The 25,699-nt window shown below is 40.7% G+C and carries 31 protein-coding genes; 25 read left to right on the top strand and 6 right to left on the bottom strand.

The genetic code is table 11. The annotated features are described in order from the left end of the window. The first annotated feature begins 335 nt into the window (after positions 1 to 335). The 8 genes from DL92_RS20180 to ltrA all read left to right on the top strand — a co-directional run bounded on the left by DL92_RS20180 (position 336) and on the right by ltrA (position 6,649). Positions 336 to 1,115, top strand: coding sequence for a GGDEF domain-containing protein (locus DL92_RS20180; RefSeq protein WP_185750418.1), 780 nt, complete (start codon positions 336 to 338; stop codon positions 1,113 to 1,115). Between the two features lie 139 nt (positions 1,116 to 1,254). Beyond that, positions 1,255 to 1,368 (top strand): 50S ribosomal protein L36, encoded by a 114-nt coding sequence (gene rpmJ, locus DL92_RS0107800; protein WP_013280022.1) that lies wholly within the window; start codon positions 1,255 to 1,257, stop codon positions 1,366 to 1,368. A 137-nt stretch (positions 1,369 to 1,505) separates the two neighbouring features. Beyond that, positions 1,506 to 1,874: a 30S ribosomal protein S13 gene (gene rpsM, locus DL92_RS0107795; RefSeq protein WP_026667352.1), complete on the top strand. Its 369-nt coding sequence runs from the start codon at positions 1,506 to 1,508 to the stop codon at positions 1,872 to 1,874. An 83-nt stretch (positions 1,875 to 1,957) separates the two neighbouring features. Next, on the top strand, positions 1,958 to 2,365 hold the full coding sequence (rpsK, locus tag DL92_RS0107790; RefSeq protein ID WP_026655609.1) for a 30S ribosomal protein S11: 408 nt from the start codon (positions 1,958 to 1,960) through the stop codon (positions 2,363 to 2,365). Positions 2,366 to 2,504: 139 nt separating this feature from the next. Then, entirely contained in the window at positions 2,505 to 3,098 is a 594-nt protein-coding gene (gene rpsD / locus DL92_RS0107785) for a 30S ribosomal protein S4 (protein WP_026655608.1), read from the top strand. 48 nt (positions 3,099 to 3,146) lie between these two features. After that, the gene (locus DL92_RS0107780) at positions 3,147 to 4,106 is read left to right on the top strand and encodes a DNA-directed RNA polymerase subunit alpha (RefSeq protein WP_026655607.1); all 960 of its coding nucleotides are present in this window, start codon (positions 3,147 to 3,149) and stop codon (positions 4,104 to 4,106) included. A gap of 167 nt (positions 4,107 to 4,273) precedes the next feature. Beyond that, entirely contained in the window at positions 4,274 to 4,810 is a 537-nt protein-coding gene (locus DL92_RS0107775; protein ID WP_026655605.1) for a bL17 family ribosomal protein, read from the top strand. Between the two features lie 555 nt (positions 4,811 to 5,365). Next, the gene (gene ltrA, locus DL92_RS0107770) at positions 5,366 to 6,649 is read left to right on the top strand and encodes a group II intron reverse transcriptase/maturase (RefSeq protein ID WP_026667351.1); all 1,284 of its coding nucleotides are present in this window, start codon (positions 5,366 to 5,368) and stop codon (positions 6,647 to 6,649) included. Between the two features lie 132 nt (positions 6,650 to 6,781). Here ltrA and DL92_RS0107765 read toward each other — a convergent pair whose 3' ends face one another. From DL92_RS0107765 to DL92_RS0107755, 3 genes are all read right to left on the bottom strand, one after another. Then, the gene (locus DL92_RS0107765) at positions 6,782 to 7,774 is read right to left on the bottom strand and encodes a substrate-binding domain-containing protein (protein WP_026667350.1); all 993 of its coding nucleotides are present in this window, start codon (positions 7,772 to 7,774) and stop codon (positions 6,782 to 6,784) included. 16 nt (positions 7,775 to 7,790) lie between these two features. Then, positions 7,791 to 9,779 carry a methyl-accepting chemotaxis protein gene (locus DL92_RS0107760; RefSeq protein WP_026667349.1) on the bottom strand — a complete coding sequence of 663 codons (1,989 nt, stop codon included), beginning with the start codon at positions 9,777 to 9,779 and terminating at the stop codon, positions 7,791 to 7,793. A gap of 112 nt (positions 9,780 to 9,891) precedes the next feature. Further along, the gene (locus DL92_RS0107755) at positions 9,892 to 10,800 is read right to left on the bottom strand and encodes a M15 family metallopeptidase (protein ID WP_026667348.1); all 909 of its coding nucleotides are present in this window, start codon (positions 10,798 to 10,800) and stop codon (positions 9,892 to 9,894) included. Positions 10,801 to 10,880: 80 nt separating this feature from the next. Here DL92_RS0107755 and DL92_RS0107750 point away from each other — a divergent pair, with 80 nt between their 5' ends. From DL92_RS0107750 to rpsI, 6 genes are all read left to right on the top strand, one after another. Continuing rightward, positions 10,881 to 11,729: an energy-coupling factor transporter ATPase gene (locus DL92_RS0107750; RefSeq protein WP_026655601.1), complete on the top strand. Its 849-nt coding sequence runs from the start codon at positions 10,881 to 10,883 to the stop codon at positions 11,727 to 11,729. Positions 11,730 to 11,742: 13 nt separating this feature from the next. Next, positions 11,743 to 12,591: an energy-coupling factor transporter ATPase gene (locus tag DL92_RS0107745; protein ID WP_026667347.1), complete on the top strand. Its 849-nt coding sequence runs from the start codon at positions 11,743 to 11,745 to the stop codon at positions 12,589 to 12,591. 20 nt (positions 12,592 to 12,611) lie between these two features. Next, a complete protein-coding gene (locus DL92_RS0107740) occupies positions 12,612 to 13,415 on the top strand; it encodes an energy-coupling factor transporter transmembrane component T family protein (RefSeq protein WP_026667346.1) in 804 nt (267 codons plus the stop codon). Positions 13,416 to 13,429: 14 nt separating this feature from the next. Next, on the top strand, positions 13,430 to 14,233 hold the full coding sequence (truA, locus tag DL92_RS0107735; protein WP_026667345.1) for a tRNA pseudouridine(38-40) synthase TruA: 804 nt from the start codon (positions 13,430 to 13,432) through the stop codon (positions 14,231 to 14,233). A 155-nt stretch (positions 14,234 to 14,388) separates the two neighbouring features. Continuing rightward, on the top strand, positions 14,389 to 14,817 hold the full coding sequence (rplM, locus tag DL92_RS0107730) for a 50S ribosomal protein L13 (protein WP_026655596.1): 429 nt from the start codon (positions 14,389 to 14,391) through the stop codon (positions 14,815 to 14,817). A gap of 21 nt (positions 14,818 to 14,838) precedes the next feature. Beyond that, positions 14,839 to 15,237: a 30S ribosomal protein S9 gene (gene rpsI, locus DL92_RS0107725; protein WP_026655595.1), complete on the top strand. Its 399-nt coding sequence runs from the start codon at positions 14,839 to 14,841 to the stop codon at positions 15,235 to 15,237. A gap of 156 nt (positions 15,238 to 15,393) precedes the next feature. Here the strand turns inward: rpsI and DL92_RS0107720 are convergent, their stop codons facing one another. Together DL92_RS0107720 and DL92_RS18640 are read right to left on the bottom strand one after the other, a co-directional pair. Beyond that, positions 15,394 to 16,446 (bottom strand): tyrosine-type recombinase/integrase, encoded by a 1,053-nt coding sequence (locus DL92_RS0107720; RefSeq protein ID WP_024865247.1) that lies wholly within the window; start codon positions 16,444 to 16,446, stop codon positions 15,394 to 15,396. Positions 16,447 to 16,500: 54 nt separating this feature from the next. Next, positions 16,501 to 17,028, bottom strand: a complete 528-nt coding sequence (locus DL92_RS18640) for a helix-turn-helix domain-containing protein (protein ID WP_049973101.1) — start codon at positions 17,026 to 17,028, stop codon at positions 16,501 to 16,503. A 159-nt stretch (positions 17,029 to 17,187) separates the two neighbouring features. On the opposite strand from DL92_RS18640, the gene DL92_RS0107710 reads away from it, so the two are divergent. From DL92_RS0107710 to DL92_RS0107675, 8 genes are all read left to right on the top strand, one after another. Continuing rightward, positions 17,188 to 17,424 (top strand): hypothetical protein, encoded by a 237-nt coding sequence (locus DL92_RS0107710; RefSeq protein WP_013280038.1) that lies wholly within the window; start codon positions 17,188 to 17,190, stop codon positions 17,422 to 17,424. 129 nt (positions 17,425 to 17,553) lie between these two features. Next, a complete protein-coding gene (locus tag DL92_RS0107705; protein ID WP_026667344.1) occupies positions 17,554 to 18,528 on the top strand; it encodes an AAA family ATPase in 975 nt (324 codons plus the stop codon). 107 nt (positions 18,529 to 18,635) lie between these two features. After that, a complete protein-coding gene (locus DL92_RS0107700) occupies positions 18,636 to 18,869 on the top strand; it encodes a hypothetical protein (RefSeq protein ID WP_026521217.1) in 234 nt (77 codons plus the stop codon). 327 nt (positions 18,870 to 19,196) lie between these two features. After that, positions 19,197 to 20,156 (top strand): plasmid recombination protein, encoded by a 960-nt coding sequence (locus DL92_RS0107695; protein WP_242845840.1) that lies wholly within the window; start codon positions 19,197 to 19,199, stop codon positions 20,154 to 20,156. Positions 20,157 to 20,568: 412 nt separating this feature from the next. Further along, positions 20,569 to 21,111 (top strand): type IV toxin-antitoxin system AbiEi family antitoxin domain-containing protein, encoded by a 543-nt coding sequence (locus DL92_RS0107690; protein WP_026667342.1) that lies wholly within the window; start codon positions 20,569 to 20,571, stop codon positions 21,109 to 21,111. A 4-nt stretch (positions 21,112 to 21,115) separates the two neighbouring features. Then, a complete protein-coding gene (locus DL92_RS0107685) occupies positions 21,116 to 21,916 on the top strand; it encodes a nucleotidyl transferase AbiEii/AbiGii toxin family protein (protein WP_034468743.1) in 801 nt (266 codons plus the stop codon). Positions 21,917 to 21,981: 65 nt separating this feature from the next. Next, positions 21,982 to 22,197 carry a GNAT family N-acetyltransferase gene (locus tag DL92_RS0107680; RefSeq protein WP_026667340.1) on the top strand — a complete coding sequence of 72 codons (216 nt, stop codon included), beginning with the start codon at positions 21,982 to 21,984 and terminating at the stop codon, positions 22,195 to 22,197. Between the two features lie 203 nt (positions 22,198 to 22,400). Beyond that, complete coding sequence (locus tag DL92_RS0107675) at positions 22,401 to 22,703, top strand: ArsR/SmtB family transcription factor (protein WP_022780004.1); 303 nt, start codon at positions 22,401 to 22,403, stop codon at positions 22,701 to 22,703. A gap of 27 nt (positions 22,704 to 22,730) precedes the next feature. Here the strand turns inward: DL92_RS0107675 and DL92_RS0107670 are convergent, their stop codons facing one another. Beyond that, the gene (locus DL92_RS0107670; RefSeq protein WP_026515575.1) at positions 22,731 to 23,768 is read right to left on the bottom strand and encodes a YeiH family protein; all 1,038 of its coding nucleotides are present in this window, start codon (positions 23,766 to 23,768) and stop codon (positions 22,731 to 22,733) included. Between the two features lie 125 nt (positions 23,769 to 23,893). Between DL92_RS0107670 and DL92_RS0107665 the strand changes: the two genes are divergently transcribed. From DL92_RS0107665 to DL92_RS21360, 3 genes are all read left to right on the top strand, one after another. Continuing rightward, positions 23,894 to 24,778, top strand: coding sequence for a LysR family transcriptional regulator (locus tag DL92_RS0107665; protein WP_022780006.1), 885 nt, complete (start codon positions 23,894 to 23,896; stop codon positions 24,776 to 24,778). Between the two features lie 65 nt (positions 24,779 to 24,843). Beyond that, a complete protein-coding gene (locus tag DL92_RS21005) occupies positions 24,844 to 25,011 on the top strand; it encodes a hypothetical protein (RefSeq protein ID WP_015550812.1) in 168 nt (55 codons plus the stop codon). A 447-nt stretch (positions 25,012 to 25,458) separates the two neighbouring features. Beyond that, on the top strand, positions 25,459 to 25,699 hold a 241-nt coding region (locus DL92_RS21360), incomplete at its 3' end, for a hypothetical protein (RefSeq protein WP_207640536.1).

Raw genomic sequence — 25,699 nt, 5'->3', positions numbered from 1 at the left:
TTATGATACAAAAAATTCTGGATAGGCATTTCGATAGTATTTCGTTCATACATTATAACAAGAATAAGATAGCGGAGGATAATATCCGAAACACTGCTGACACTGTGATGTTTTTATCCGGTGTTAGCGCGTTCCTGCTATTTCTTATTTTACTGTTTTCGGGAAGTTATTATTTTTGTTTTTTTCTAATTGCAATATTGTTTGTTCTTGTTGGAATACATTTAGTACAGAAAGTTTTTCTTAGTAATATATCTGAGAGCTTCAAATTATCTAGAATGTATTCCTTCTTTTTTTATGGAGTGATGATTCTTGCTTACTCCTATGCTGATATTATTATGAACATGACATCAAGGTGTATTGTGTTCCCTTGTGCCATTATCGTGATAACTGCGGTATATATGGATACTTTTTTGGCCACTACGGTGTACAAGATCGTACTTACCATCATATATTGCATAATGGATTCTATGATCCGTCCCCATTATGGTGTAAAAAGAGATTTGTTTGTTGCGGGCGTTGCCATCATCGCGTCGCTGTTCAGCTATTTTGAGATAGTCGATCTAGCGATAAATAAAGGTGAAGACAGACGTATCCTCGAAAGAAAGAGTACTACAGATCTTCTTACGGGTATTTACAACAAGCTTTCTTTTGAAGAGAAATGTAATGAATACCTTAAGAAAAGAAAACCCGGTGCAAGATGCATTCTGTTTATCTTTGACCTTGATAATTTCAAGGAAGTAAATGATACATACGGCCATCAGACGGGTGATAACGTGCTTAAGAAGTTCTCTGAGATACTTCAGAGCTATTTCCATCCCTACGATATCATGGGAAGGATAGGTGGCGATGAGTTCATGGTGCTCGTTATGGGCGAGATGCCTGAAGGGTTTGCGGAAAAGAGATGCAGAAGTATTCTTCACGAGTTTAAGACTGCACGTATCAATCAGGTATCAGGTCTTACATGCAGTATCGGTATTGTCAGTGACAACGACTGCGCAAGCTTCAGTGAGCTTTATAAGAAGGCGGATGAAGCTCTTTATGAGGCAAAAGAGAGCGGAAAAGCCACATTTAATCTTCATGAGGAAGAAAAAGAAAGAAATTCAAAATTGTCGTAACAATCTTATGAAAAAGCTGAAAAAACTGCTTGATTATTGACTTTGGATATGTTATGATATCAAATGGTCTTTTTAGGTAGAGGGGTTATTATGCCCTTCTTTAAGCATTATCTGTTTACCATGCAGGAAAGGAGTAACAATGAAAGTAAGGTCTTCTGTTAAGCCTATGTGCGAAAAGTGCAAGGTTATTAAGAGAAAGGGCGTTATCAGAGTTATCTGTGACAACCCTAAGCACAAACAGAGACAGGGATAATCCGAGCCGTTTAGGTGGATTACTTTTTGATACCAATGTGTATTGGAAAGATCGGATCATTCTTTGTCCGGTTGGGCTGTGAATCATGGCCCCAATCAAACAAGTAATATTATTTATAAGTTATGGAGGAATAAAAAATGGCTCGTATTGCAGGTGTAGATTTACCTAGAGATAAGCGAGTAGAGATCGGTTTGACATATATCTACGGAATCGGTAGAACAAGCTCAAACAAGATTCTTGAAGCAGCAAAAGTAAGCCCGGACACACGTGTTCGTGATCTTACAGACGAAGAAGTAAAGAGAATTGCCGAGATTATCGGTAACGACTACGATGTAGAAGGTGACCTCAGAAGAGAAATCGCTATGAACATCAAGAGACTCACAGAGATCGGATGTTTCAGAGGCATGCGTCATAGAAGAGGACTTCCTTGCCGTGGTCAGAGAACTAAGACAAATGCAAGAACTAGAAAAGGACCTAAGAGAACAATCGCTAACAAGAAGAAATAATTTTTCTTGATGTCTGAGCATGGCAGATCAGTGATGTAACATTATAACCAGTAATTATTAGGAAGAAAGTAGGTTAGTTTAAAATGGCAAATCAGAAATCAACTGCAGCTAAAAAGTCAGCTGCAAAGAAACGTGTCAAGAAAAACGTTGAACACGGACAGGCGCACATCCAGTCATCTTTCAATAACACTATCGTTACTTTGACAGATGCAGCAGGAAACGCTCTTAGCTGGGCAAGTGCCGGCGGTCTCGGATTTAAAGGTTCAAGGAAATCTACTCCTTATGCTGCACAGGTAGCTGCAGAGACAGCAACAAAGGCTGCACTTATTCACGGCCTTAAGACTGTTGATGTATTCGTTAAGGGACCAGGATCAGGAAGAGAAGCTGCTATCAGAGCTCTTGCTGCAAGTGGACTCACAGTTACATCTATCACAGATGTAACACCTGTACCGCACAACGGATGCAGACCTCCCAAGCGTCGTAGAGTATAATCGATTTTATATCGCGTTACTCTCATTGCAGAATACATGTGCAAATATATATGTATTTAACGCGTTGGATGAAGGTGCATGACACTGTAAACAACATCAGATAACAGAATGTTGTCTGAGTAAAAGAAAGGAGCCTAAAATGGCAGTAAACAGAGTTCCCGTATTAAAAAGATGCAGATCACTTGATCTGGATCCTACATTTCTTGGATATGACAAAAAGTCTAAGAGAACATCAGCTAACGCTGGTAAGAAAATGAGTGAGTATGGACTTCAGCTCCGCGAGAAGCAGAAGGCTAAATTCATATATGGCGTCCTTGAGAAGCCTTTTAGAAATTACTACGACAGAGCAGACAGAATGAAGGGTCAGACAGGTTCCAACCTTATGACTATTCTTGAGACAAGACTTGATAACGTTATCTTCAGAATGGGCTTTGCAAGAACAAGAAGAGAAGCTAGACAGGTTGTTCTTCACAAGTTCATCACTGTAAATGGTAAGGTAATCAACATTCCTTCATACCTCATTAAGGCCGGTGATGTCATCGAAGTTAAAGAGGCAGCTAAGAACATTCAGAGATTTAAGGATATTTCAGAAATCACTGCAAGCAGACTTGTTCCTGAGTGGCTTGACGTTAACAAGGAAGGACTTAAGGGTACAATAAAGGAACTTCCTTCAAGAGAAGTAATCGACGTTCCTGTTGATGAGATGCTTATCGTCGAGTTGTATTCTAAGTAATCTATTAAATAGAAACTTGTTAACTAGTCACATAAGGAGGGTATATCAGTGTTTGATTTTGAAAGACCAAATATTGAAGTTGCTGAAATCTCAGATGATAAGAAATATGGTAAATTCGTAGTAGAGCCTCTTGAAAGAGGTTACGGTATTACACTGGGCAATTCCCTTCGTAGGATTATGCTCTCATCATTACCTGGTGCAGCAGTAAGTCAGGTCAAGATTGAAGGCGTGCTGCATGAATTCAGTTCTATTCCCGGAGTAAAGGAAGACGTAACTGAGATCATTATGAATATCAAGAATCTTTCTATAAAGAATTCCTCTGATACTAACGAACCTAAGACAGCTTATATCGAGTTCAACGGCGAAGGAGTAGTAAGAGCATCAGATATTCAGGTGGACCAGGATATTGAGATCATGAATCCTGATCAGGTTATCGCTACACTTTCCGGAAAGGATGCTAAGCTCTACATGGAGCTCACCATCACAAAGGGAAGAGGTTATGTAAGCTCTGACAAGAATAAGACAGGCGATCTTCCAATCGGAGTTATCGCAATCGATTCTATCTACACACCTGTAGAGAGAGTAAATATAACCATCGAGAACACTCGTGTAGGTCAGGTAACTGATTTCGATAAGCTTACATTAGATGTTCACACTGATGGAACACTTGCTCCCGACGAGGCTGTAAGCCTTGCAGCAAAGGTACTCAGTGAGCATTTGAGCCTCTTCATCGACCTTTCTGAGAATGCTAAGACAGCAGAAGTTATGATCGAGAAGGAAGACGATGAGAAGGGCAAAGTTCTCGAAATGTCAATTGATGAGCTTGAACTTTCAGTTCGTTCATTCAACTGCCTTAAGAGAGCAGGCATCAATACCGTTCAGGAGCTTGCAAGCAAGACTTCTGATGATATGATGAAGGTTCGTAATCTTGGACGTAAGTCACTTGAGGAGGTCCTTGCTAAGCTTGATGAGCTTGGACTTTCACTTAAGTCAGATGGCGAACAGTAATATCACTAACTATTAATTATGAATGTCCGCGGAAGGTAAATCCGATGCGTACTGAAGCGGATTCTCATAGGATCAAAAAACTGCATTGTGAGAGTAAGACCGATGCGCATCTTATGATGTACCTACAGCGGAGGGAACTCCGCAAATGAGAAAGGATGTAAAATAACATGGCAATGTACAGAAAGCTTGGAAAAGCAACAAAGCCCAGAAGAGCACTTCTTCGTAACCAGGTAACAGCACTTCTTTACAATGGAAAGATTGTTACTACTGAGGCAAGAGCTAAGGAAATCAAGAAGATCGTAGAGCCTATGATCACTCTTGCTGCTAAGGAAAAGGACAATTTTGAGACTGTTTCCGTTGAAGTTAAGATTCCTGAGAAGGATAAGGACGGAAAGAGAGTAAAGGAAGTTGTTGACGGTAAGAAGGTTACTAAGTTCACAACTGTTACTAAGGAAATCAAGAAGGATCTTCCTACACGTATGCATGCAAGAAGACAGCTTCTTAAGACTCTTTACCCTGTAGTTGATGTTCCTCAGGAGAACAAGGGAAGAAAGAAGAACACTAAGGAAGTTGACCTTGTAGCAAAGCTTTTCGATGAGTACGGACCTAAGTACGCAGATCGTAAGGGTGGTTACACAAGAATCATCAAGATCGGTCAGAGAAAAGGCGATGCAGCTATGATGGTTGTTCTTGAGCTTGTTTAATAGCTTTTGATTATTTAAACCATAAATATAGAGGTTTCAGAGCAAATGCTCTGAAACCTCTTTTTAAGTTTGCGCGCCATGGGCGCGCTCTAACGGGTGCAAGTCCCAAACACGCCCAGATAGTGGGAAGTGTATAGCCGAACAGCAAGGGTGTCCATCGTGAGGTGGAATCTGAAGGAAGCTGTAAGCAAATCTCTGGTCCGACGGACAGGAATCACATATAAGGCTAGGCTACGAGAGATAAGTTGGCTTAAAGCAACAAAGTCTAATAACTATCACTTTTGTAGTAGCAGAGTAAATGTGGCGGATATATGGAGAGAAAGAGCGCGCGCCTTAAGCGTGGAGGTCTCACAGGGGTTTCATTAGCCTAGTAACAACGAACTGTAAGAAGTCAGCCGAACCCATAGTAGCGAAGAAGTCTCTGTAATGGAGATGGAGTGAAGGGGTGAACAATCAACAAGTTTGAGTATGTCTCGTATTGCAGAAATGACAACATCTGCCGAATTAATCGGGGTAAAGGTGGTCAAATCAAGCGAGACGGAAAGGAAAGAACGCATGGACACAAGTAGTCTAATGGAGCAGATACTTTCTAGCGATAATCTCAACAGAGCATATCTGCAAGTCGTACGAAACAAAGGTGCAGAGGGAGTGGACGGAATGAAGTACACAGAACTCAAGGAACATCTTGCAAAGAACGGCGAAATCATCAAGGAACAGTTGAGGACAAGAAAATATAAACCTCAGCCAGTACGAAGAGTGGAGATACCAAAGCCTGATGGCGGTGTCAGAAACCTAGGAGTACCAACAGTAACAGACAGATTCATACAACAAGCCATAGCACAGGTATTAACACCAATCTATGAGGAACAATTCCATGACCACAGTTATGGATTCAGACCTAATAGATGTGCACAGCAAGCAATCCTAACAGCGCTCGATATGATGAATAATGGTAATGACTGGATTGTAGATATTGATTTGGAAAAGTTCTTCGACACAGTTAATCACGATAAACTTATGACTATCATAGGTAGAACCATAAAAGATGGAGATGTTATTTCTATCGTTAGAAAGTACCTAGTCAGCGGAATCATGATTGATGATGAGTACGAGGACTCCATTGTGGGAACACCACAAGGAGGAAATCTCTCGCCATTACTGGCGAATATCATGTTGAATGAACTAGATAAGGAGATGGAAAAGCGAGGGCTTAACTTTGTAAGATACGCAGACGATTGTATCATCATGGTCGGAAGTGAAATGTCTGCTAATAGAGTCATGAGAAATATCTCGCGATTCATTGAGGAAAAACTAGGTCTCAAGGTCAACATGACCAAGAGTAAAGTGGACAAACCACAAGGACTTAAATATCTTGGATTTGGATTTTACTTTGACTCAAGGGCACATCAGTTTAAGGCAAAGCCGCATGCAAAATCAGTAGCAAAGTTTAATAAGAGAATGAAAGAACTTACTAGCCGTAGTTGGGGCGTTAGCAACAGTTACAAGGTGGAAAAGCTCAATCAGCTCATCAGAGGTTGGATAAACTACTTCAAGATAGGTAGTATGAAAACACTTTGCAAGGAAATGGACTCAAGAATTCGTTTTAGATTGCGTATGTGTATTTGGAAGCATTGGAAAACTCCACAGAATAGAGCTAAGAATTTGATGAAGCTGGACGTACCAAGATGGGCGGCGTATAATATCGCCTACTGCGGAGACATATATGCAAGACTCGCTCACAATGGATGGGTACAAAAGGCTATAAGTACAAAGAGACTAACCTCATTTGGATTAGTCTCAATGTTAGATTACTACACCGAAAGGTGTGTTACTTGTTAAGTTGATTGAACCGCCGTGTACCGAACGGTACGCACGGTGGTGTGAGAGGTCGGAATTTCTCATTTATGAGAAATTCCTCCTACTCGATTGCCTTTATTTGCGATTTAAACAAATGATGTGTAAATTGGTCATTTATTTATACTGATCCACATTCTGGGGGGTTATGGGAACAAATGGAACCCATATATACTTGTGGTCATCTGATGCACCTGAAACAGATGAAACCGATCCGCCTTTTGCAAGTGTAACAGCACTTTGTACGGCTGCAGCACCCTGTCCTGCGGTATCCTGAAGAACCGTCATATAAAGGTCTCCGCTTCTTACAGCTTCACATCCCTCGTCTGTAGCGTCGATTCCGGCTACAAGTATCTTGTGTGTATCATATCCGTTTTCTTTCATCCATTTGATAGCGCCCATCGCCATAGTGTCGTTATTGCAGATGATACAATCAAATGACTGTCCTGTCTTTTTGAATATATTGAGCTTGGCATATGTTACGTCTTCAACCCAATCACCGTTGTCGACCCATACATAGTTTACATCGACCTTATTGTCAAGGAAGAAGTATTTTACTGCATTTGTACGCTTTGGAGCAGCTGCATGCATCTTTTCACCAACCATGATGATGACATTAAGTGCAGGTGGTTTTCCGAGACCGCTCCAGATATAATCTGCCTGGAATTCTCCGGCATCCTGCTCGTATGAGCCAACATAGACATATTTGTCACTTTTGAGATAGTCAATCTCAGGCTCATTGTTGATGAATACAATTGGAAGATTGCCTGCTGCATTCTCCATCTGAAGTGTGGTGCTTGTATCACATAATCTGCATATGATGGCATCATATCCTTCAGAAGCGGCGTTTGCTATCTGTTGCATCTGTGTTTCTGTATCTTTCTGGCTGTATACGACATCAATTGTTGCGCCAAGTTCTTGGCCCTTTGCAACTATTGAATCGGCAAGTGTATTTAGGAATGAGTCATCGTCAGCGTGAAGCGTCATAAGTATTTTTATACCGTTACCGGAAACCGATCCGGAGCCTGCCTTGCCACAAGCTGTAATTGAAAGAGATAGCAGTATCACGCATAGTAGATAAGCCATTGATCTTTTAATTCGATTTTTCATAATATGTATCTCCTTATCAAATCTTGAACTTCTGAACATAGGATGTAAGCGTTTCTGAAGTATTTGCCAACTCGTGTGAGTTGTCGGCAACGTCCTGACTGTTCTTAGTAATGCTATTAGCCTGTTCAACCATCTTACGACTGGTTTCGAGGATTTCATCCGTGCTTGCAGCCTGTTCTTCGGAGATAGCAGCAACATTGCTTGCAACATCATCAACCTTCTGCACGTCTTTGATCATGAGGTCGATAAGAGAATTTGATTTTTCAATGTTCTGATAGATCTGATCGAATGTCTGTACTGCTGTATCAATAAGATCGCTGTTGTTTTCAATATTCTTTGCACTTGTCTGAGCCTGAACGACAACGTTGTCGATGGCTTTTCTGACTTCATCGATAAGTTTTGCAATGTTATCGGCACTTGTTGCAGAGTTCTTCGCAAGTTTACCAATCTCGGTAGCAACAACGGCAAATCCCTTTCCGGAATCACCGGCACGTGCGGCTTCAATAGAAGCATTAAGTGAAAGGAGATTGGTCTGCTCGGCAATTTCAGCGATAAGACCGACAATATTGGTGATCTCTTCGGAAGCTTTTCCTACAGCGTCAATAGAAGTAACAAGCTCGTCATTGCTGCTCTTAATGTACTGCATAGCATCGGCAAGCTGTTCCATGTTGTCGCGGCCCTTCTTACTGATCGCAACAGTTTCTTTCATGCTCTCATTAGCCTGATTTGAATTGTCTCTTGTGTCAGCAACTACCATTGCAAGAGTTGTGGCATTCTGGGCAATCTCGTTAACTGCAACAGCGAGCTGATCGACAGTTGAATTGAGGTTCTTCATAGCTTCTGACTGCGATTGAGATGCTTCGTACATGCTCTTTGATACAATATCGGAATTGTCGGACTGCTCTCTGAGTCTCTTTGACTCGGCATTGATAGCAGTGAGCATATTCCTCATGGAATGAACAAATTCATTTACTTCATCGCCCATGAGACCAATCTCATCATTACTTCTTCCGTGTTTAACGTTGATAGTGAAGTCACCGGCTGACATATCTGTAATGTTCTTGGTGATTCCGCCGAGAGGAGCAATGACTTTGGTAACCATGAGGTTGATAAGTACAACGATAACTATAATTGCAAGTATTCCTGTCACGATAAGAGTGGTAACAAGTCTTGTCACGTCCTTCATGACAATCGATTTGCTTATATATGAGATAAGAACCCAGTCGGTTCCGGCAATCTGCTTAAATGCAACTACATTGTTGGCAAGAGTAACGGTGGAGTAGTCTCTCTCGGCAATCTTGCCTGCTATTGCAGCCATAAGTCTGTCGTTGTCATTTGTGTCAAGTTTGGTTGATACACGGTTCTTGTCACGATGGGCAAGAATAGTGTTATCTGTTATATCAACAAGAAAAGAAGCAGCCTGGTCCATCTTAACCTTGGAGTTGACGATAATACTGATCTGGTCAAGTGACAGATCGGCGGCCATAATCTTAAGGTCTGAAGAGCCGTCATCGATGATACCTGATGCACTTATGACACTTGTGCCGTTTGCATCCTTATATGTATTACCATAGACCATGTTTACGCGGGTCATACCTTGTTTGAACCATTCCTGTTCTGTGACATTACCCGTTTCTTTCGTGGATTCTGATGCTTTGTAGACTTTACCGCTTTGTGATGCGATATACGGACCGTTTTTGCAATAGATATTTAAACCGTAGCAAGCGTTCATCATAGCAGATAATTGTGCATCTGTTGGCTTTGTTTTTTCGACCATTTGCTTAACGGTAGAGAAATTCTGGAGATTTTCGTCGAGCCATGCCTCAATGTTGTCTGCCTGATTGGAAATGGAAGAATTAAGTGCCGATGTTGCCATCTGTGTCATACTCTTACCTGACAGGTATCCTGAAATGAGCACCAAAATAAGAATAGTGGCAACTACAGCAGGGACCAAGAACAATAAAAGCTTGTTTTTGATCTTTGTATGTCTCTTTCCTTTTTTCATTTTAGATAAGTCTCCTTAAGATATAAAAATAGATAAAATTATAGAAGCTTAATAGTTATTGTACACTGTTTGGATTGTTTTTTATATGGAATATTATGAACAATTTCACTTTTTAGCGAATTTTCTTTTCGAAATGTTGATAGTCTTTAGATGAATTCCAGTTTCCTCCCCATGTAAAACCGTGTTCTCTAAAGAGTTTATAGGCAAGATCGTCCTTGTCGATCTTATATGGAAAAGAGGCAGACCTGTCGGCATAGTCCTTGCCGGCAGCGGGAGCTATGGTAGTTGTGCCGTTCTTGTACTTTACCTGTGGATTATATAAAGGATTTAAGTCAATCGCGAGTCCCTGAGAGTGTTTGGAGAGCTTATGGCCTTTTGCGATGGGACGATAATTGAAGCAGGATGTGTTGTTTGCTTCCATAGAAGCCTCGTCATCAGCGTTAAATTCATCGATAAGCCTGATGCTCTCAATTTGATAATCGTTCTCATACAATTCGTGGAAAATTTCCATGACATCGTCAGCAATCACCTTGTTGCAGATCATTTCACCGACCTTTTCTTCACCGTCAAAATTGACATAGCTGACAACACAATATCTGAGTTCATCAAGTGATATTTTGCAATCATGAGGATATGATACGTCTGTTATCTTTGATACAATTGAATCCGGAATTTCCTCGTAGTAGAAGCCTTCTTCGAATGTGACTCTTGTGTCATATACGTCTGAATCGTCGGGTAAGTTTGAGCTCGACATGACACTCGAATTGACCGTTTCAGTCGATAATTCTGATGCACTGATCGATGCTCCGGAGGTATTTTCGGAAGAGGCAACTGATGAGCTTTGTTCAAGATTTGAATCAAACGTGGCCGAAGCTGTGATATTTTCCTGTGATTCTACAGAAAGATGGGAATTGGCGTAATCTTCGAGAGTTTCGTGACCTGCAAGATGTCTTGCGGCGAGGGCACAAAAAACGATTATTGCCAAAAGAAGAATAAGATCTTTTACATATTTACTGTTCATTTGGAAATCTCCGATGTTAATTTTATAAATCAATATTACCACATTTATGCTATAATATTTCGAATGGTAGGTAAAAAGAGATGATACGTACAGATAAACTTGTATTTGAATATATCAGAAGAGACGAAGAGGGAAATGTCGAAGGCATTACAAGGGCTGTCGATGATGTCAATATTGACGTCAGACCCGGACAGTTTATAGCGGTTCTCGGACACAACGGATCAGGCAAGTCGACACTTGCCAAACATTTCAACGCTCTTTTGTATCCGACAGAGGGCGAAGTTATCGTTGACGGGATGAACACGAGAAATGGCGAGAAACTGTGGGAAATCAGGCAGGAAGCCGGAATGATCTTTCAGAATCCCGACAATCAGATAATCGGACAGGTTGTCGAAGAGGATGTCGGATTTGGCCCTGAGAATATGGGCGTCCCCACGGAAGAAATCTGGGAGCGTGTTGATGAGAGCCTTAGAGCGGTGAATATGCTTGAATTCAGGAAATCATCACCCAATCATCTTTCGGGTGGCCAGAAACAGAGAGTTTCAATTGCCGGAGTTATCGCTATGCATCCAAAGTGCATTATCATGGACGAACCCACGGCGATGCTCGACCCAAACGGAAGAAAAGATGTCATCAGGGCAGCGAGGGCGCTTAACAGCGTTGAAGGAATAACTGTCATTCTCATAACACATTATATGGAAGAAGTTATTTACGCCGATAAGGTGTTTGTCATGGATAAAGGGCATGTTGAGATGCAGGGCACGCCTAAAGAGATTTTTTCTCAGGTTGAAAAGCTCAAAGAGCTAAGGCTCGGCGTTCCGCAGGTTACTCTTTTGGCACACGAACTTAAAAAGAGCGGTTTGCCGCTTCCTGACGGAATTCTCACAAAAGAGGAGTTTGTCGAGGAACTTAAGAAATTAAAGAGATGATACGGAGAAGGAAATGTCTATAATTCTCGACCATGTAAATTATATATATGATGAAGATACCGCGATGGCGCATGCGGCGCTGACGGACGTGAATATAAAGATTGATGCGGGCGAATTTATCGGGCTTATAGGGCATACGGGTTCGGGCAAATCAACGCTGATCCAGCATATGAACGGTCTTGTTAAGCCTACGAGCGGTACGGTATATTTTGACGGAAAAGATATCAGCGATCCCGAGTTTGATAGGAAAGCGCTCAGAGCCAAGGTGGGACTTGTTTTCCAGTATCCCGAGCACCAGCTTTTTGAAACGGATTGCTTTAAGGATGTTTGTTTTGGACCAAGGAACCTTGGTTTGTCTCAGAAGGAAGTGGAACTTAGAGCTTATGAGGCACTTAAACAGGTTGGCTTTGACGATGACTATTTTTACCAGTCACCGTTTGACCTTTCGGGCGGACAAAAGAGAAGAGTCGCAATAGCCGGCGTTCTTGCAATGAAGCCTGAGATCCTTATCCTTGACGAGCCTACTGCGGGACTTGATCCCAAGGGAAGAGAGGATATCCTCAATCTTGTGAAGAAGCTTCATGATGAAGTCGGCATAACTATCATACTTGTAAGTCACAGCATGGACGATGTTGCGGATTATGTGGACAGAATAATAGTTATGAATAAGGGAAGAGTAGCATTTGACGATGTTCCCAAGGAAGTTTTCAGACACAGACAGGAACTTGAGGCTATAGGTCTTGCGGCTCCGCAGGTTACGTATGTTATGCAGGAGCTTAAGACGGCCGGATTTGATGTTGACATAGATGTCACAACACTTGACGAAGCAAAAAACGAGATATTGAGAGCTTTTTCAAAATAAAAGATATGTAAGGCAAAAAGATGCTTAGAGATATTACATTAGGACAATATTACAGAACTGAATCGATAATACACAGACTGGATCCAAGAGTTAAGATAGTCGGCACGTTTGTTTTCCTTATTGCCATTTTTATGGTAAATAACGCATTGGGATATGTTATCGCGGGACTTTTTCTTGCTATGAACATCAAGCTGTCGAATGTGCCGGTTAAATTTATCTTCAGGGGAATGAAATCTATTTTTTTCCTGCTGATGATATCGGTGCTGTTTAATTTGTTTCTGACTCCCGGAGATCCGATAATTACAATTTGGAAGATAAAGATCACGGATGAGGGCCTTAAACTTGCCGTAAAGATGGCGATAAGACTGGTGTTCCTTATTACAGGTTCATCGCTTATGACGCTTACGACAACGCCAAACAACTTGACTGACGGACTTGAGAGTTTACTTAATCCGCTTAAGCTTGTGCATGTTCCGGTGCATGAAATATCAATGATGATGTCGATCGCGCTTAGATTTATCCCTATTTTGCTCGAGGAGACCGATAAGATCATGAAGGCTCAGATGGCAAGATGCGCGGATTTTGAGACCGGCTCGATCATTAAAAGGGCAAAAAACATGGTACCGCTTTTAGTGCCGCTTTTTATATCGGCATTTAGAAGAGCTATGGATCTTGCGATGGCAATGGAAGCAAGGTGCTACCGCGGCGGCGAGGGCAGGACCAAGATGAAGCCGCTAATTTATCAGAAAAGAGACAGGATTGCATATATTGTGCTTGTTCTTTTCCTTATAATATGTGTTGTGATTGGAAGAATGAAATTCTGAGAGATAATAAAGAAATGGCAAAAAAGCGCAGAATAATGCTGATAGTTTCATATGATGGCACAAATTACAGCGGATGGGCGCTTCAGAGTTCAACCCCTAATACCGTTGAAGGTGTGCTGAACAGGGCAATTCATGGTCTGACCGGAGAGGAAGTTGCGGTAATAGGCGCAAGCAGGACGGATGCAGGCGTTCATGCCTACGGAAATGTCGCTGTTTTTGATACCTGCTCGACGATTCCGGGAGACAGATTCTCTTTTGCCCTGAATCATATACTTCCTGAGGATGTGCGAATTGTTGAGTCGATGGAAGTCGCACCGGAGTTTCATCCGCGTCATTGTGATACAGAGAAAACCTATGAATACAGGGTTTTGAACACCAAGATGCCTGTTCCCGTAAGGCGACTGTATACATATCATTTCAGCATGCCGTTGGATGCGGAAAAGATGCAGGAAGCAGCGAAGTATCTCGTGGGAGAGCATGATTTTACAAGCTTTTGCAATGTTGAATCGCAGGCGGCAAGTCATGTGCGCACAATCAGGGACATTACGGTGGAAAGACACGGCGATGAAGTGATAATCAGCGTTACGGGCAACGGCTTTCTATATAATATGGTCCGCATAATCGCGGGTACGCTCATACTTGTAGGAAGAGGGAAAAAAGAGCCTTCGGAAGTTAAGAAAATGCTTGATAGCAAGGATCGCAAAGCAGCGGGTCCGACAGCACCGCCGGAGGGGTTATTCCTTATAAAATATAAGTTCACGGATGGCGTTCCGATCGTTGGAAATAGTGTTGACAATAAGACTAAATGCGATATATAATATCTTACTGTGTGACGTCATGTCCACTATTAGGTGAAAATGTCATATTGTTGTCCCGGTAAGCTTCAATATGTACATCATATATAATGTGAGAATCAGGTGAAGGGTTTTCACATAAGTAACCAATCAAGTAATTATTTACTGGAGGAAATACAATGAAAACTTATATGCCTAGTGCAACTACAGTTGAGAAGAAGTGGTATGTAGTTGATGCTACCGATATGACACTTGGACGTCTTGCTTCAAACGTAGCAAACGTACTTAGAGGTAAGAACAAGCCCATCTATACTCCTAACATTGATACAGGCGATTATGTGATCGTAATCAATGCTGAGAAGATCAAGGTTTCAGGTAAGAAGCTTGATCAGAAGATGTATTGGCATCACACAGAGTATGTTGGACACCACAAGGAGTTCTCACTCCGTCAGATGATCCAGGACAAGCCTGAAAGAGTTATCGAGCATGCCGTTAAGGGAATGCTTCCTAAGGGATCTCTTGGAAGAGAAATGTACACAAAGCTCCATGTATACGCAGGTGCAGAGCATCCACACGCAGCTCAGAAGCCTGAAGTATTAACATTTTAATCGGAGAGGAGAATAGTAAAAATGGCAAAGTCATCTAATTATTACGGAACAGGTAGAAGAAAGAAATCAATCGCTAGAGTATACCTTGTATCCGGAAATGGAAATATAACAATCAACAAGAGACCTATCGATGAGTATTTCGGACTTGAGACACTCAAGGTTATCGTTAGACAGCCCCTTGTTGCTACAGAGACAACTGAGAAGTTCGACGTTGTAGTAACAGTTAGAGGCGGCGGCACAACAGGCCAGGCCGGTGCTATCAGACACGGTATCGCAAGAGCACTTCTTCAGGCTGACTCAGATGAGTACAGACCTGTACTTAAGAAGGCCGGATACCTTACAAGAGACCCTCGTATGAAGGAAAGAAAGAAGTACGGTTTGAAGAAAGCTCGTCGTGCTCCTCAGTTCTCAAAGAGATAAGATTTCGAGATTCAAAAAGAATTTACAAACCTCAGGAACTCAGTGTTTCTGGGGTTTTTCTTTTATCTATAATTGTATTCAGTTGTGGTGAAACGCAGAAAATTTTGTACCGTAAACAGCGAGTAAACAGCAGGCAGACAGCAAAATTCTCAAGCCTTAGATTTTATTTATTGCTTCTACCAGAGACTGGATATCAAGGTGTGTGTACACTTTCTCTGTCAGAGACATTGCTCCGGAGTGTCCTACGATTTTCTTGATCATTGTAGGATCCACATGAGCTTCCGCCAGCATTGATATGCAGGTGTGTCTAGTATCATGAGGATTGTGCTCCATACCAAGGTTTTCTATTAGCGGTGTCCAGTAGCTGTCTTTATAGTTCCTGTAGGTGAATTTTTTGTTGTCATCTGTGTGAAGAAGGTATTCACAGTCAGAGGATTCATACCAGGCTTTGTAGAATGGTAGAACCTTATCTGCTATAGGAACCTTTCTGATACCATTTTCAGTCTTACTTAGTATCACATCGAAATACTGTTCTTCAAGATGAACATTTTTCTTTTCCAAATCCAGTAGTTCAGATATTCTACAGCCGTTGTAAATCAGCATCAGTACTGTCTGGTAGAACGGATCATCCTTGAGTTCCCATAACCTGTCAATCTCAGCTTTTGAAAAGATATCTCTCTCAACCTTGTTTGGATTTTTATCCTTATACTTGAGGATATCTACAAATTCGGAATAGTCCTTGTTACAGATATCGTTCTTAAGAGCGTAATCGTAAAGCTGATTGAAAAGGACTTTGATCTTACGGAGTGTAGGATAATTTTTTCCGCAGGTATCAATGACATTCTGAAGCTCTGCCAGCCTTATATCTCTAAAAGTTTTGTTGTAAAGGGTGCCACATACGTTATATGAGGCTGTATACCCATGCACATTGGATTTAGAGATGGTAGGATACTTTGCTTCAGACCAGGCATTATATACGTCTGTGAATGTCATTTTGGCTGCTTTTGTATCAAATGGATTCTGATGATAATCTGATAGCATTTGCAATCCTTCCTGCTTGGTTTCAGCATATCCTATGACATTGTACGTCTGCTTTTTGGTACCTTTTTCCGGATCAATGGTCCATCCGGTGGTTACTCTTACCATATAGGGCTTTCTGCGTTTCCCGGACATTTTCATAACACTTCCATATCCGTTTGGTAATTTCAAGTATTATCGACCTCCTTTGATGCTCAGGTAATTTATGAAAAAGGGGATAGTCCCTTAATCACCTTTCTTATCGGGCAATGCTACATTTGCGTAGTATGCAAGTTCTGTTTCAAACCAGTGATTAAATCTATCTTCATTTGATAGGCCTTGTTCAAGGCTTTCTCGTTCATCTGCGTATCTTTCCAGAAAAAGGCAGAGATCTGCGTTGTTTTCTGCTATCTCATCGTTTCCCATGAATTTAAGGCTACAGCTCCACTCTTCAGTTTTTGGTGGGCGATTTACGTCTATATTGAAGTGAAGACCTGCTTTTTTATTTAATTCGTTTAGAACATAGAGGACATCTGAGAGAGTATCTAAAGTGATGTTCTTCTTCTGATATCCAATTAGTTCTGCTGGGGAGATATTAAGAATATTTGCGATCTCATTCAGTATACCTATTGAAGGTTCTATTTCACCGCTTTCATATTTCTGTACGGTACGCATAGTTTTGCCTAGCCTGTTAGCCAGTTCAGTCTGACTGAGGTGCTGAGCTTTGCGGGCCTGCTTAATTCTATTTCCAATATCAGATCTATTATTCATCATACTGACCTCCTTGTGTGAATTGTAACATGTAGAAATACGAATTGCAAGAACGTAATACGAATTATAAATACATATTTTGTGTTGACAAATGAATTACTAAGACGTATTATCAAAATACGAACTGATAATTCGTATTTTGAAAGAAGGGAGGTGAAAAGTATGGAAGACAAAAAGTTATATGTAGAACTACCAAGATTTACCGGTAGAAATGTTCCTATAACTGAGGTTGCCGAGGCAATGCACAAGGATGCACAGTTCGTAAGAATTGGAATCCAGCAGGGGATATTCAAATTTGGATATGCCATGAAGAAAGAGAATTCCAGTGAATACAACTACTATTGTCCAGACAGAAAGGTATGGGAAGAGATTGGATACTTTAGTCCAGAAGCAGTCTAAAATGAAAAAACTCTCTTGCTGGTAACAAGAGAGTGAATGAAAAGCCGGAGCTTTTGTAAATTCGATTAAATAAAGTATAGCAAGGGTTCCGGCCAAGTTCAACAAAAAAGTAAGATTGGAGGAATCAAAATGGAAACAAGCAAACCAGAATTAAAGCTTATCCAGATGTCAGATGTAGAAGCTGAAGAAGTTTCCTGGCTATGGTATCCGTTTATACCATATGGAAAGCTTACCATCATTCAGGGAGATCCCGGAGATGGAAAAACAACTTTTGTACTAAATGCAGCAGCGAAGTTATCAAAAGGAATTTCGTTAGATACAGGTCTGCAGAGTGAGGAACCAATAAACATCATATATCAGACAGCAGAAGACGGACTGGCTGATACAGTAAAGCCAAGACTTGAAGGTGCCGGGGCTGACTGCTCCAAAATCCATGTGATAGATGAGAGTGATAAATCGCTATCAATGGTAGATGAGAGAGTTGAACAGGCAATCATAAGGACTGGAGCAAAACTCTTGATTCTGGATCCACTACAGGCATATCTCGGAGGCGGAATGGATATGAATAGAGCTAACGAAGCAAGAGATATGACTAAGAAGCTGGGAGCTCTGGCGGAGAAGTACAAATGTGCAATCATCCTAATCGGACACATGAACAAGGCTTCCGGAAACAAGGCAGCCTATAGAGGGATGGGATCAATTGACTTCTACGCAGTAGCAAGAAGTGTCCTGCTGGTAGGAAGGATAGAAGGAGAACCGGAACTAAGGGCAATAGTCCAAATAAAGAACAACTTAGCAGCATTTGGACATTCAAAGGCCTTCAGATTATCAGAAAAGGGATTCGAGTGGATTGGAGATTATGAAATAACCGCAGACGAAGTTCTCGGAGGAATTGCACCGAAAGCGAATAAGCAGGAAAAGGCGATAGCTCTTCTGAGAGAATTGGCTGAAGACCATAATATGCTCCCAAGTAACGAGGCAGTAGAACTGGCTAAAGAAGAGGATATATCAAAAAGAACTCTGGAGATAGCCAAAAATGAACTTGGGATAAAAGCCAGGAGAATCAACAATACCTGGTACTGGATATTGAAAGAGAACGAATGATAATCAAGACCGCAACAATGTAAGGTATCTGAAGTTACACTCTTAAGATTGCAAGGTTGTAAAAAGATAAAGACACTGCATTGTTGCGGACTAGAAGAAAGGGACGAATGAAAAACGTACAGATATCACAGGAATTATTTATAAGGCTGGTACGATTACTGGTCTTTGAGTTTGATGAAGATACTGATCTGATCAAAAAAGAACTTGAAGACAAGATGGAAAAACTAGTGAGGCATGAAATCTATTCAAAGTTCAAGACAGCACCCACAGAAGAGGAGAAGAAAAAAGCTCGTCAGGACTACCTCGATATGGTGGGAATGCACAGGGATTTTAGATGGTGATTTCCCTTGATGGATTGAACGGGAGCGTGACACGCTCCGGTAATAATCAGCCAAGGAATGAATGGCTTGGCAGGCGAGCGGAGCGAGCTTCCCCATAACGTGTCGTTATGGGTAACCCCCTATGGATAATGACATTACACATCATTATCCGGGGGCTCTCCGAGGGGCCTGCCGGCGGCAAAAAAATATTACGAAAGGAGTTTGTTTATGATAACAGTGACATTTCACATTTCATGTAAGAAGCATTCGCTCACTAAAACGCGAGATGTGGTTTCGGTGAGCAAACACAATCTTCGATTATTTCAAAGCGAAGAGTATAACGAAGAAATGATCGAAGTGGAAGTCGGGAGTGAAGTAAATGTTCTCGATGATGTAAAAGAGATTTATGAAAGGGAATTCTCTGAGGCACTTGCGGAATACAACAAAGGTAAAAGAAGTGACAGACAGATTCCTGACTATCTGGAGTATGTATCCGAAAGTAAAAAGAATGATGTGGCTACGGAGGTAATTCTCCAAGTAGGGGATAAGGAATTCTGGGCAGATAAGACGAGAGAGCAGTGGAATGCAATGAAGCCACTCTTGAGAGATCAGCTTGAATATGTAAAAGAGATAGTTCCGGAATTCAAAATCGCATCGGCGGTAACACACTTGGATGAGGATTCACCTCATATGCACGTAGTAGGAGTTCCGGTAGCAACAGGATACAAACGAGGACTAAGCAAACAGGTGGCAAAAACAAAAGTGTTTGATCAGGAGAGACTAGAAAAAATACAAGATCTAATGCACGATTTTGTAGAGCATCAGATGATAGACCACCCGGAGATCTTTGGAGATGAAACCTTAAAGCCAAAGGAAAAAGGAAGGAATAGCGACTTCTCAAAAGAATTCTACTTAAGGCTAAAGCAGCAAGAATATGAAAAGCTGGAAGATAAGTGCCAGGAGAAGGAGACACAGATTGAAGCTCTGGACGGAACGGCTAAAGAAATGAAGGAGGACATTGAAAGCACAGTTAACCAATATGTGGACTCAGTGGTAAATACAGAAATGAAAAAGGAATTCATGAGATACGCAACACTCGAAAATCCTAAGACCACACTGGGAAAACTAGTCTCGAAAGCCTTCAGAACATTCAAGGAATGGTGGGATAAGACCAAGAAGCCTGAGGTAGCTGAAAAGGCTAAAACAAGCATTTTGCAAAAGCTAAGAGAAAGCCAGATGATAGTTGATCAGAGGAAGGAGCAGCAAAGTCCAAATCTTAATAGGAATAATCTAAGACCTGAGAGATGAATAACTGATAGTGCAATAGGCAGGGGCGTGAAAACGCTCTTGTTTTATGCACATAATATTGAACAGGATGGTAGATATAGGTATAATTATAAACAGTTGCTACAAAGAAAAAATTTAAGTATTTCTGAATAGATTAACTTTCAGTTAAAACGTGCTTACAAATTCTTTAACAATCTGTATATTTCTTGCATAAAATGGGAATGCTTGGGCTGAAGCAATGGCATTTCCATTATTTTTTAATAAAATATTACAGTAAAAATACACACAAAGAGTAAAAGCGTGTATATATACTTGAATATGTAATTGATTTATCCTGTGTGATGTTGTACTATTAAAGTAAAAATACACACTTGTATGATTACATGTGTATGATTGCTTTAAAATGCTAAACCTTCAGCAAAGGAGGCACAACATGGTTCTAACCTATAACGAATGTATTGAAAAATATGGATCGGATTATAAGATCAAGAAAGAGCTGAGCAAGGGAGAGCTCTTTATGAAAGAAAAGGGAGTATATTCTACTGTAAGAAATGTTTCGGATCTTGATATAATAACTAGCAAATTTCCGAGGGCAGTGTTTACCGGAAAAAGTGCGTTTTATTACCATTCTCTTACTGATGTGATACCAGATCATTTTCATCTTGCAACTCGGCGAGAGGATTCAAGGATTAAGGATCAAAGAGTAATACAGTCTTTTCTCAAAGATGATATTTTTGAGCCGGGCATAATTGAGATGAAGTATAATAATTCGAGTATTAGGATATATGACAGGGAGAGGATGCTCATAGAACTTATGCGCTTTAGAAAAGGCATACCATTTGATTTGTACAAGGAGATAATACAAAACTATAGGCGCATAGTAGAGGAAATGGATTTTGGACTTGTTGAGGATTATGCCTACATGTTCCGAAATGGTAATACACTTATGAATCAGATACAGATGGAGGTTCTTTGATTTCATGAATTTAAGGGATGAAGTAGAAAAGATAAAAACAGAGGGGTATAGCGAAGCAAATGCAGAATCTAAGCTCTGTCAGGATATAGTACTCAAGGCAATTGCAGAAAGCGGAATGGCGAGGAATGCAACCATCAAGGGCGGAGTTGTAATGAGAAGTCTTTCTAAGAATGCCAGACGCGCTACGCAGGATATAGATCTTGATTTTATCAGATATTCGATATCTGATGAATCCATAAGGCAGTTTGTTAAACGTCTTGATTGTATTGATGGACTGTCTATTGCTATAGATGGTAAGATAACTGAACTTAACCATCAAGACTACAAAGGAAAAAGGATTACTATAACTATAACGGATTCAAATGATACAGTTTTATCACTAAAAATGGATATAGGTGTTCATGCTGATTTATCATTGGAGCAGGAAGATTATGCTTTTGATATAGGATTTCAGGAAGATGCAGTTAGTCTTTTGATTAATTCCAAAGCGCAGATGATTACAGAAAAACTGAAATCACTTGTGCGATTTGCAAGTAGATCAACGAGATATAAGGATGTATTTGATATCTGCTATCTAAGCGATGAGGTGGACAAGGCGCAACTTAGAGATTGTATTGATAAGTATATCTTTTCTGATGAAACACTTAGAAACGTAGCAACAATGGACGATGTTGTTAAGCGTGTGGAAAGAGTTTTTAGCAATAAGGCTTATGTAGATTCTGTTTCAAAATCTGGTAAGAACTGGCTTGATATGCCAGTTGAGGCGGTTCTCAAAAAGGATTTGGAGTTTATTAAATCGCTTTGAAGGAGCCTTTAACGTGAAAAAAGTGAGATTGGAAACACATGATCTTATCTTAAAGAAAGCTGAATATGGTGATTGGGAAGCAGATTCTAAATGCTTTATGTGACGAAGCTTCCAGATGTGGAGCAAAAGAGTTTAGAGGCGGTCATAGGATGAAAAACATTGCGTCAGCCAAGATGTTTGAATCATGTGGATTCAAGTATGATTTCGATACGGAAGAAAAGACTGATCCGAGAACAGGCGAAAAGTATGTTATTCGAAAACTGAAAAAGGAACTACGTTGAATATTTATTCGCTTTTTCAGGTAAAATAGGCTCTTTTTATGAGGCACAGAAAAAAGCGTATCGTCTATTATATCGGAAGATAAATTGCCACGGAGGAGACAGAGTTTTAAAAGCTCTGTCTCCTTTTTGAAATAATACATTGACGAATATCTATGTATATGCTTTATCAACACATAGATAAACATCTATATAAGGAGAAGATTATGGCCAAATTAGACGAAGTGCTGATATGTAAGGCTCTTGGAGATCCCAACAGAATGGAAATAGTTAAGATGCTTTCTGATCAGGAGAAATGCGGATGTAAGCTTCTTGAAAAGTTTGATATTACACAGCCGACTCTCTCTCATCACATGAAGATACTTGTGGATTCGGGCTTGGTTAAAGACAGGAAAGAAGGTAAGTGGCACTACTATTCAATAAACACGGACATCATGAAGGAATTCTGTGGTTTTATAAAAACTCTCTGTAATGAAACCACCGGCAAGTGCTGTAAGGGAGAACCGTAATGTGGAACTTTATTCAGACTCAGGTCTTTACCATATTCCCATTACATGCTGCATCAAAAGGCAGACAACTGTTATTCCGATCCAGCAACAGCCGCCAAGCAAAATCGGCTTCCCACCTGATTTAATTAGTTTGATTATGTTACTGTTCAAGCCAATAGCAGCCATGGCCATTATTATAAAGAACTTGCTAAGTTCCTTAAGTGGCTTAAAAACATAAGAAGGGACACCTGCTCTCAAGCAAATAGTTGTGATAATTGAAGCAATCACAAAGAAGACTATGAACATCGGAAATGCTCTTCTAAAGCTAAAGCCATTTGTCGAACTTCCATCCTTTTTTGCTTCCCTTGCCCTCAGATACGCAAGTACCAGTGTAATAGGTATGATAGCCAGTGTTCTTGTAAGCTTGACCGTAACTGCCTTATCAAGAGTCTGATTCCCTAGGTTCCACATACTATCCCAGGTTGATGCAGCTGCGGTGACGGAAGAAGTATCATTAACTGCAGTTCCCGCAAAAATACCGAAAGTCTCTCCTGTTGTGATATCAAAACCTATAAGCTTTCCCAGCGAAGGAAAAAGAAGTGCTGCCAGCACGTTAAAGAAAAATATCACAGAAATTGCCTGTGCCACTTCATCATCATCCGCATCAATGACAGGAGCCGTAGCTGCTATTGCTGAGCCGCCGCATATTGATGAGCCAACTCCGATAAGAGTAGCTGTGTTTCCTTTGATATTCATAACCTTATGAAGAATCCATGATAGGATAAGCGATGTTGAAATCGTGCAGATAATTATAGGAAGTGACTGTTTCCCGGTCTGAAGAACGACCGAAAGATTCATACCAAATCCAAGGAGGACAACAGCCTCCTGCAGAATTATCTTTGATGTGAACTTTATTCCATCAGCCGCCTTCCCCTTGTCATTCCAGAACAGGGCTATTATCATGCCCAGAATGATTGCAATCACCGCTCCGCCAACGACAGGGAAGCGCTTTCCCAGGAGCCATGAAGGAACTGCAATAGTGAAGCATACTATTACTCCCATGTAATTCTTTTTCAAAAAATCCATCTCAAGACCTCTCTCTTTTTAATCTGTTCTTTCGTAGGTCTTATTATATTCTGCCTTTTGAAAAAGATAAAATTATATATTATTATATATCCATAAACATTTCTTATCGTTAGGGAGGACTGATTATGCTGGATTTCAGAATAGATACTTTCCTCTGCGTTTGCAGACACCTCAATTTCACCAAGGCGGCTAAGGAGCTGAATATTACTCAGCCCGCTGTTTCTCAACACATACATCATCTTGAAAATGAATACGGGACAAAGCTGTTTACTCAGGATGGAAAAAAACTTTTTCTAACTGACAACGGAAAACTCCTGTATAAAAAAATGAATCAGATAAAAAATGATGATGAAAGTCTCAAAGAAATACTTTCACAGAATAACCATGGCTTAAAAGACATCTCTTTTGGTGTCACCATGACCATAGGAGAATACATAATTGCTGATCCGATCAGTGATTACATAAAAAATCACCCGGATACTAATCTTAAGATTACATTTGGCAACACATCGGAGCTTCTTAAAAAACTCTCCGAGGGGGTTATAGATTTTGCACTTGTAGAAGGATATTTTCCTGAAAATGATTATGAAACGCTGCTTTTTAGCAAAGAAGAGTTTGTTTCTGTCTGTTCGGCAAAGCACTCTTTCACTCAGAAACCGCGCGTGATAAAAGATCTCTTTCCCGAGCGAATTCTTATAAGAGAACCCGGTTCAGGAACGCGCAATATATTAGAAAGAGCTCTTGCCTTGAACAATTACTCTACAAGTGATTTTAGGAATTTTATCCAGGTGGAGAACATGCATGCCATAATAAGCCTTATTGAAAAAGACTGTGGCATCACCTTTTTATATAAAGCAGCGGTTGCATCCGGACTGCAGTCCGGATATCTGAAAACAATCCCCCTTGACGACTTTAGGGTAAAACATGATTTTACCTTCATCTGGCCAAAAGATACTGTTTTCAGTGAAGAGATCCGTGCAATATGTGAGGAAATCCTACCGGTGGCATAAACATTTTAGTAAAATGAATAACGATAAGCATACCTATTCTTAAAAAAGCATTTAATGAGGAAGAGATGACCGCACTTGCATCATGGGACATATCAGATCTATGGGCGAACTGGCAGGGCGCATGTATCAATAGTGGAAGCATCTGGTTTAGGGATGTGGATACTGAAAAGAAAGAGTTTAAGATCGTTTCATTGTTTGATCTTAGAGAGGCTGGAGGAGAAATAACGGATTAATTAGAGCTGTGGGTACATTGTGAACCTTTGGTTTAAGTCCCGTGTGCTCCGCTAAGAAAGATATATCGGAAGATAATCTTACAACAGATAAAGATTTAATGAGCAGAAAGTAAAATCAGAGTATTATTTTTGATCGTGGTTATTAAAGTTGCCACCAGCCGCATACAGTAGCCCTGAGCTTTCTACCGTACGCAGCAGGTAAACAGCAACTCGTCCTAGAAATGCCACAAACACAGCACTTAGGACATTGAAAAAGTTCTCAAAGAGATAATCGTTTCACAACGTATTACGTCTTTGTACAATCAAATACGACTTATTACACCTCAGGGCAATTGTCCTGGGGTGTTTTTTATTGAAGTGCGCCTAGCGGCGCACGTTTCTAACGGGTTAAAGTCCCGAATCCACCTGGTAGTGGGAAGGATATAGCCGAAGGCAAGGGTGTCCATCGTGAGATGGAATCTGAAGGAAGCTGGATATGAGGAACATACTAACTCATGGGCAAATCTCTGGTCTGACGAACAGAAATCTCATATAAGGTTATGCATGAGGGTGAGGCTGCTCCACAAGTCGAAGCCCAATAACTACACGGAATCATGCATGATAAATGAGGCAGATAGATGGAGAGGAAGAAACGTGTGGTACCTAGGGAGATCTGTTGCGATATGCCTTGAAAGAGGTAACCATTACC

It is taken from the genome of Butyrivibrio sp. AE2005 (assembly GCF_000686965.1).
GTDB lineage: Bacteria > Bacillota > Clostridia > Lachnospirales > Lachnospiraceae > Butyrivibrio > Butyrivibrio hungatei_A.
This window is presented reverse-complemented; position numbering and strand designations above follow the sequence as displayed.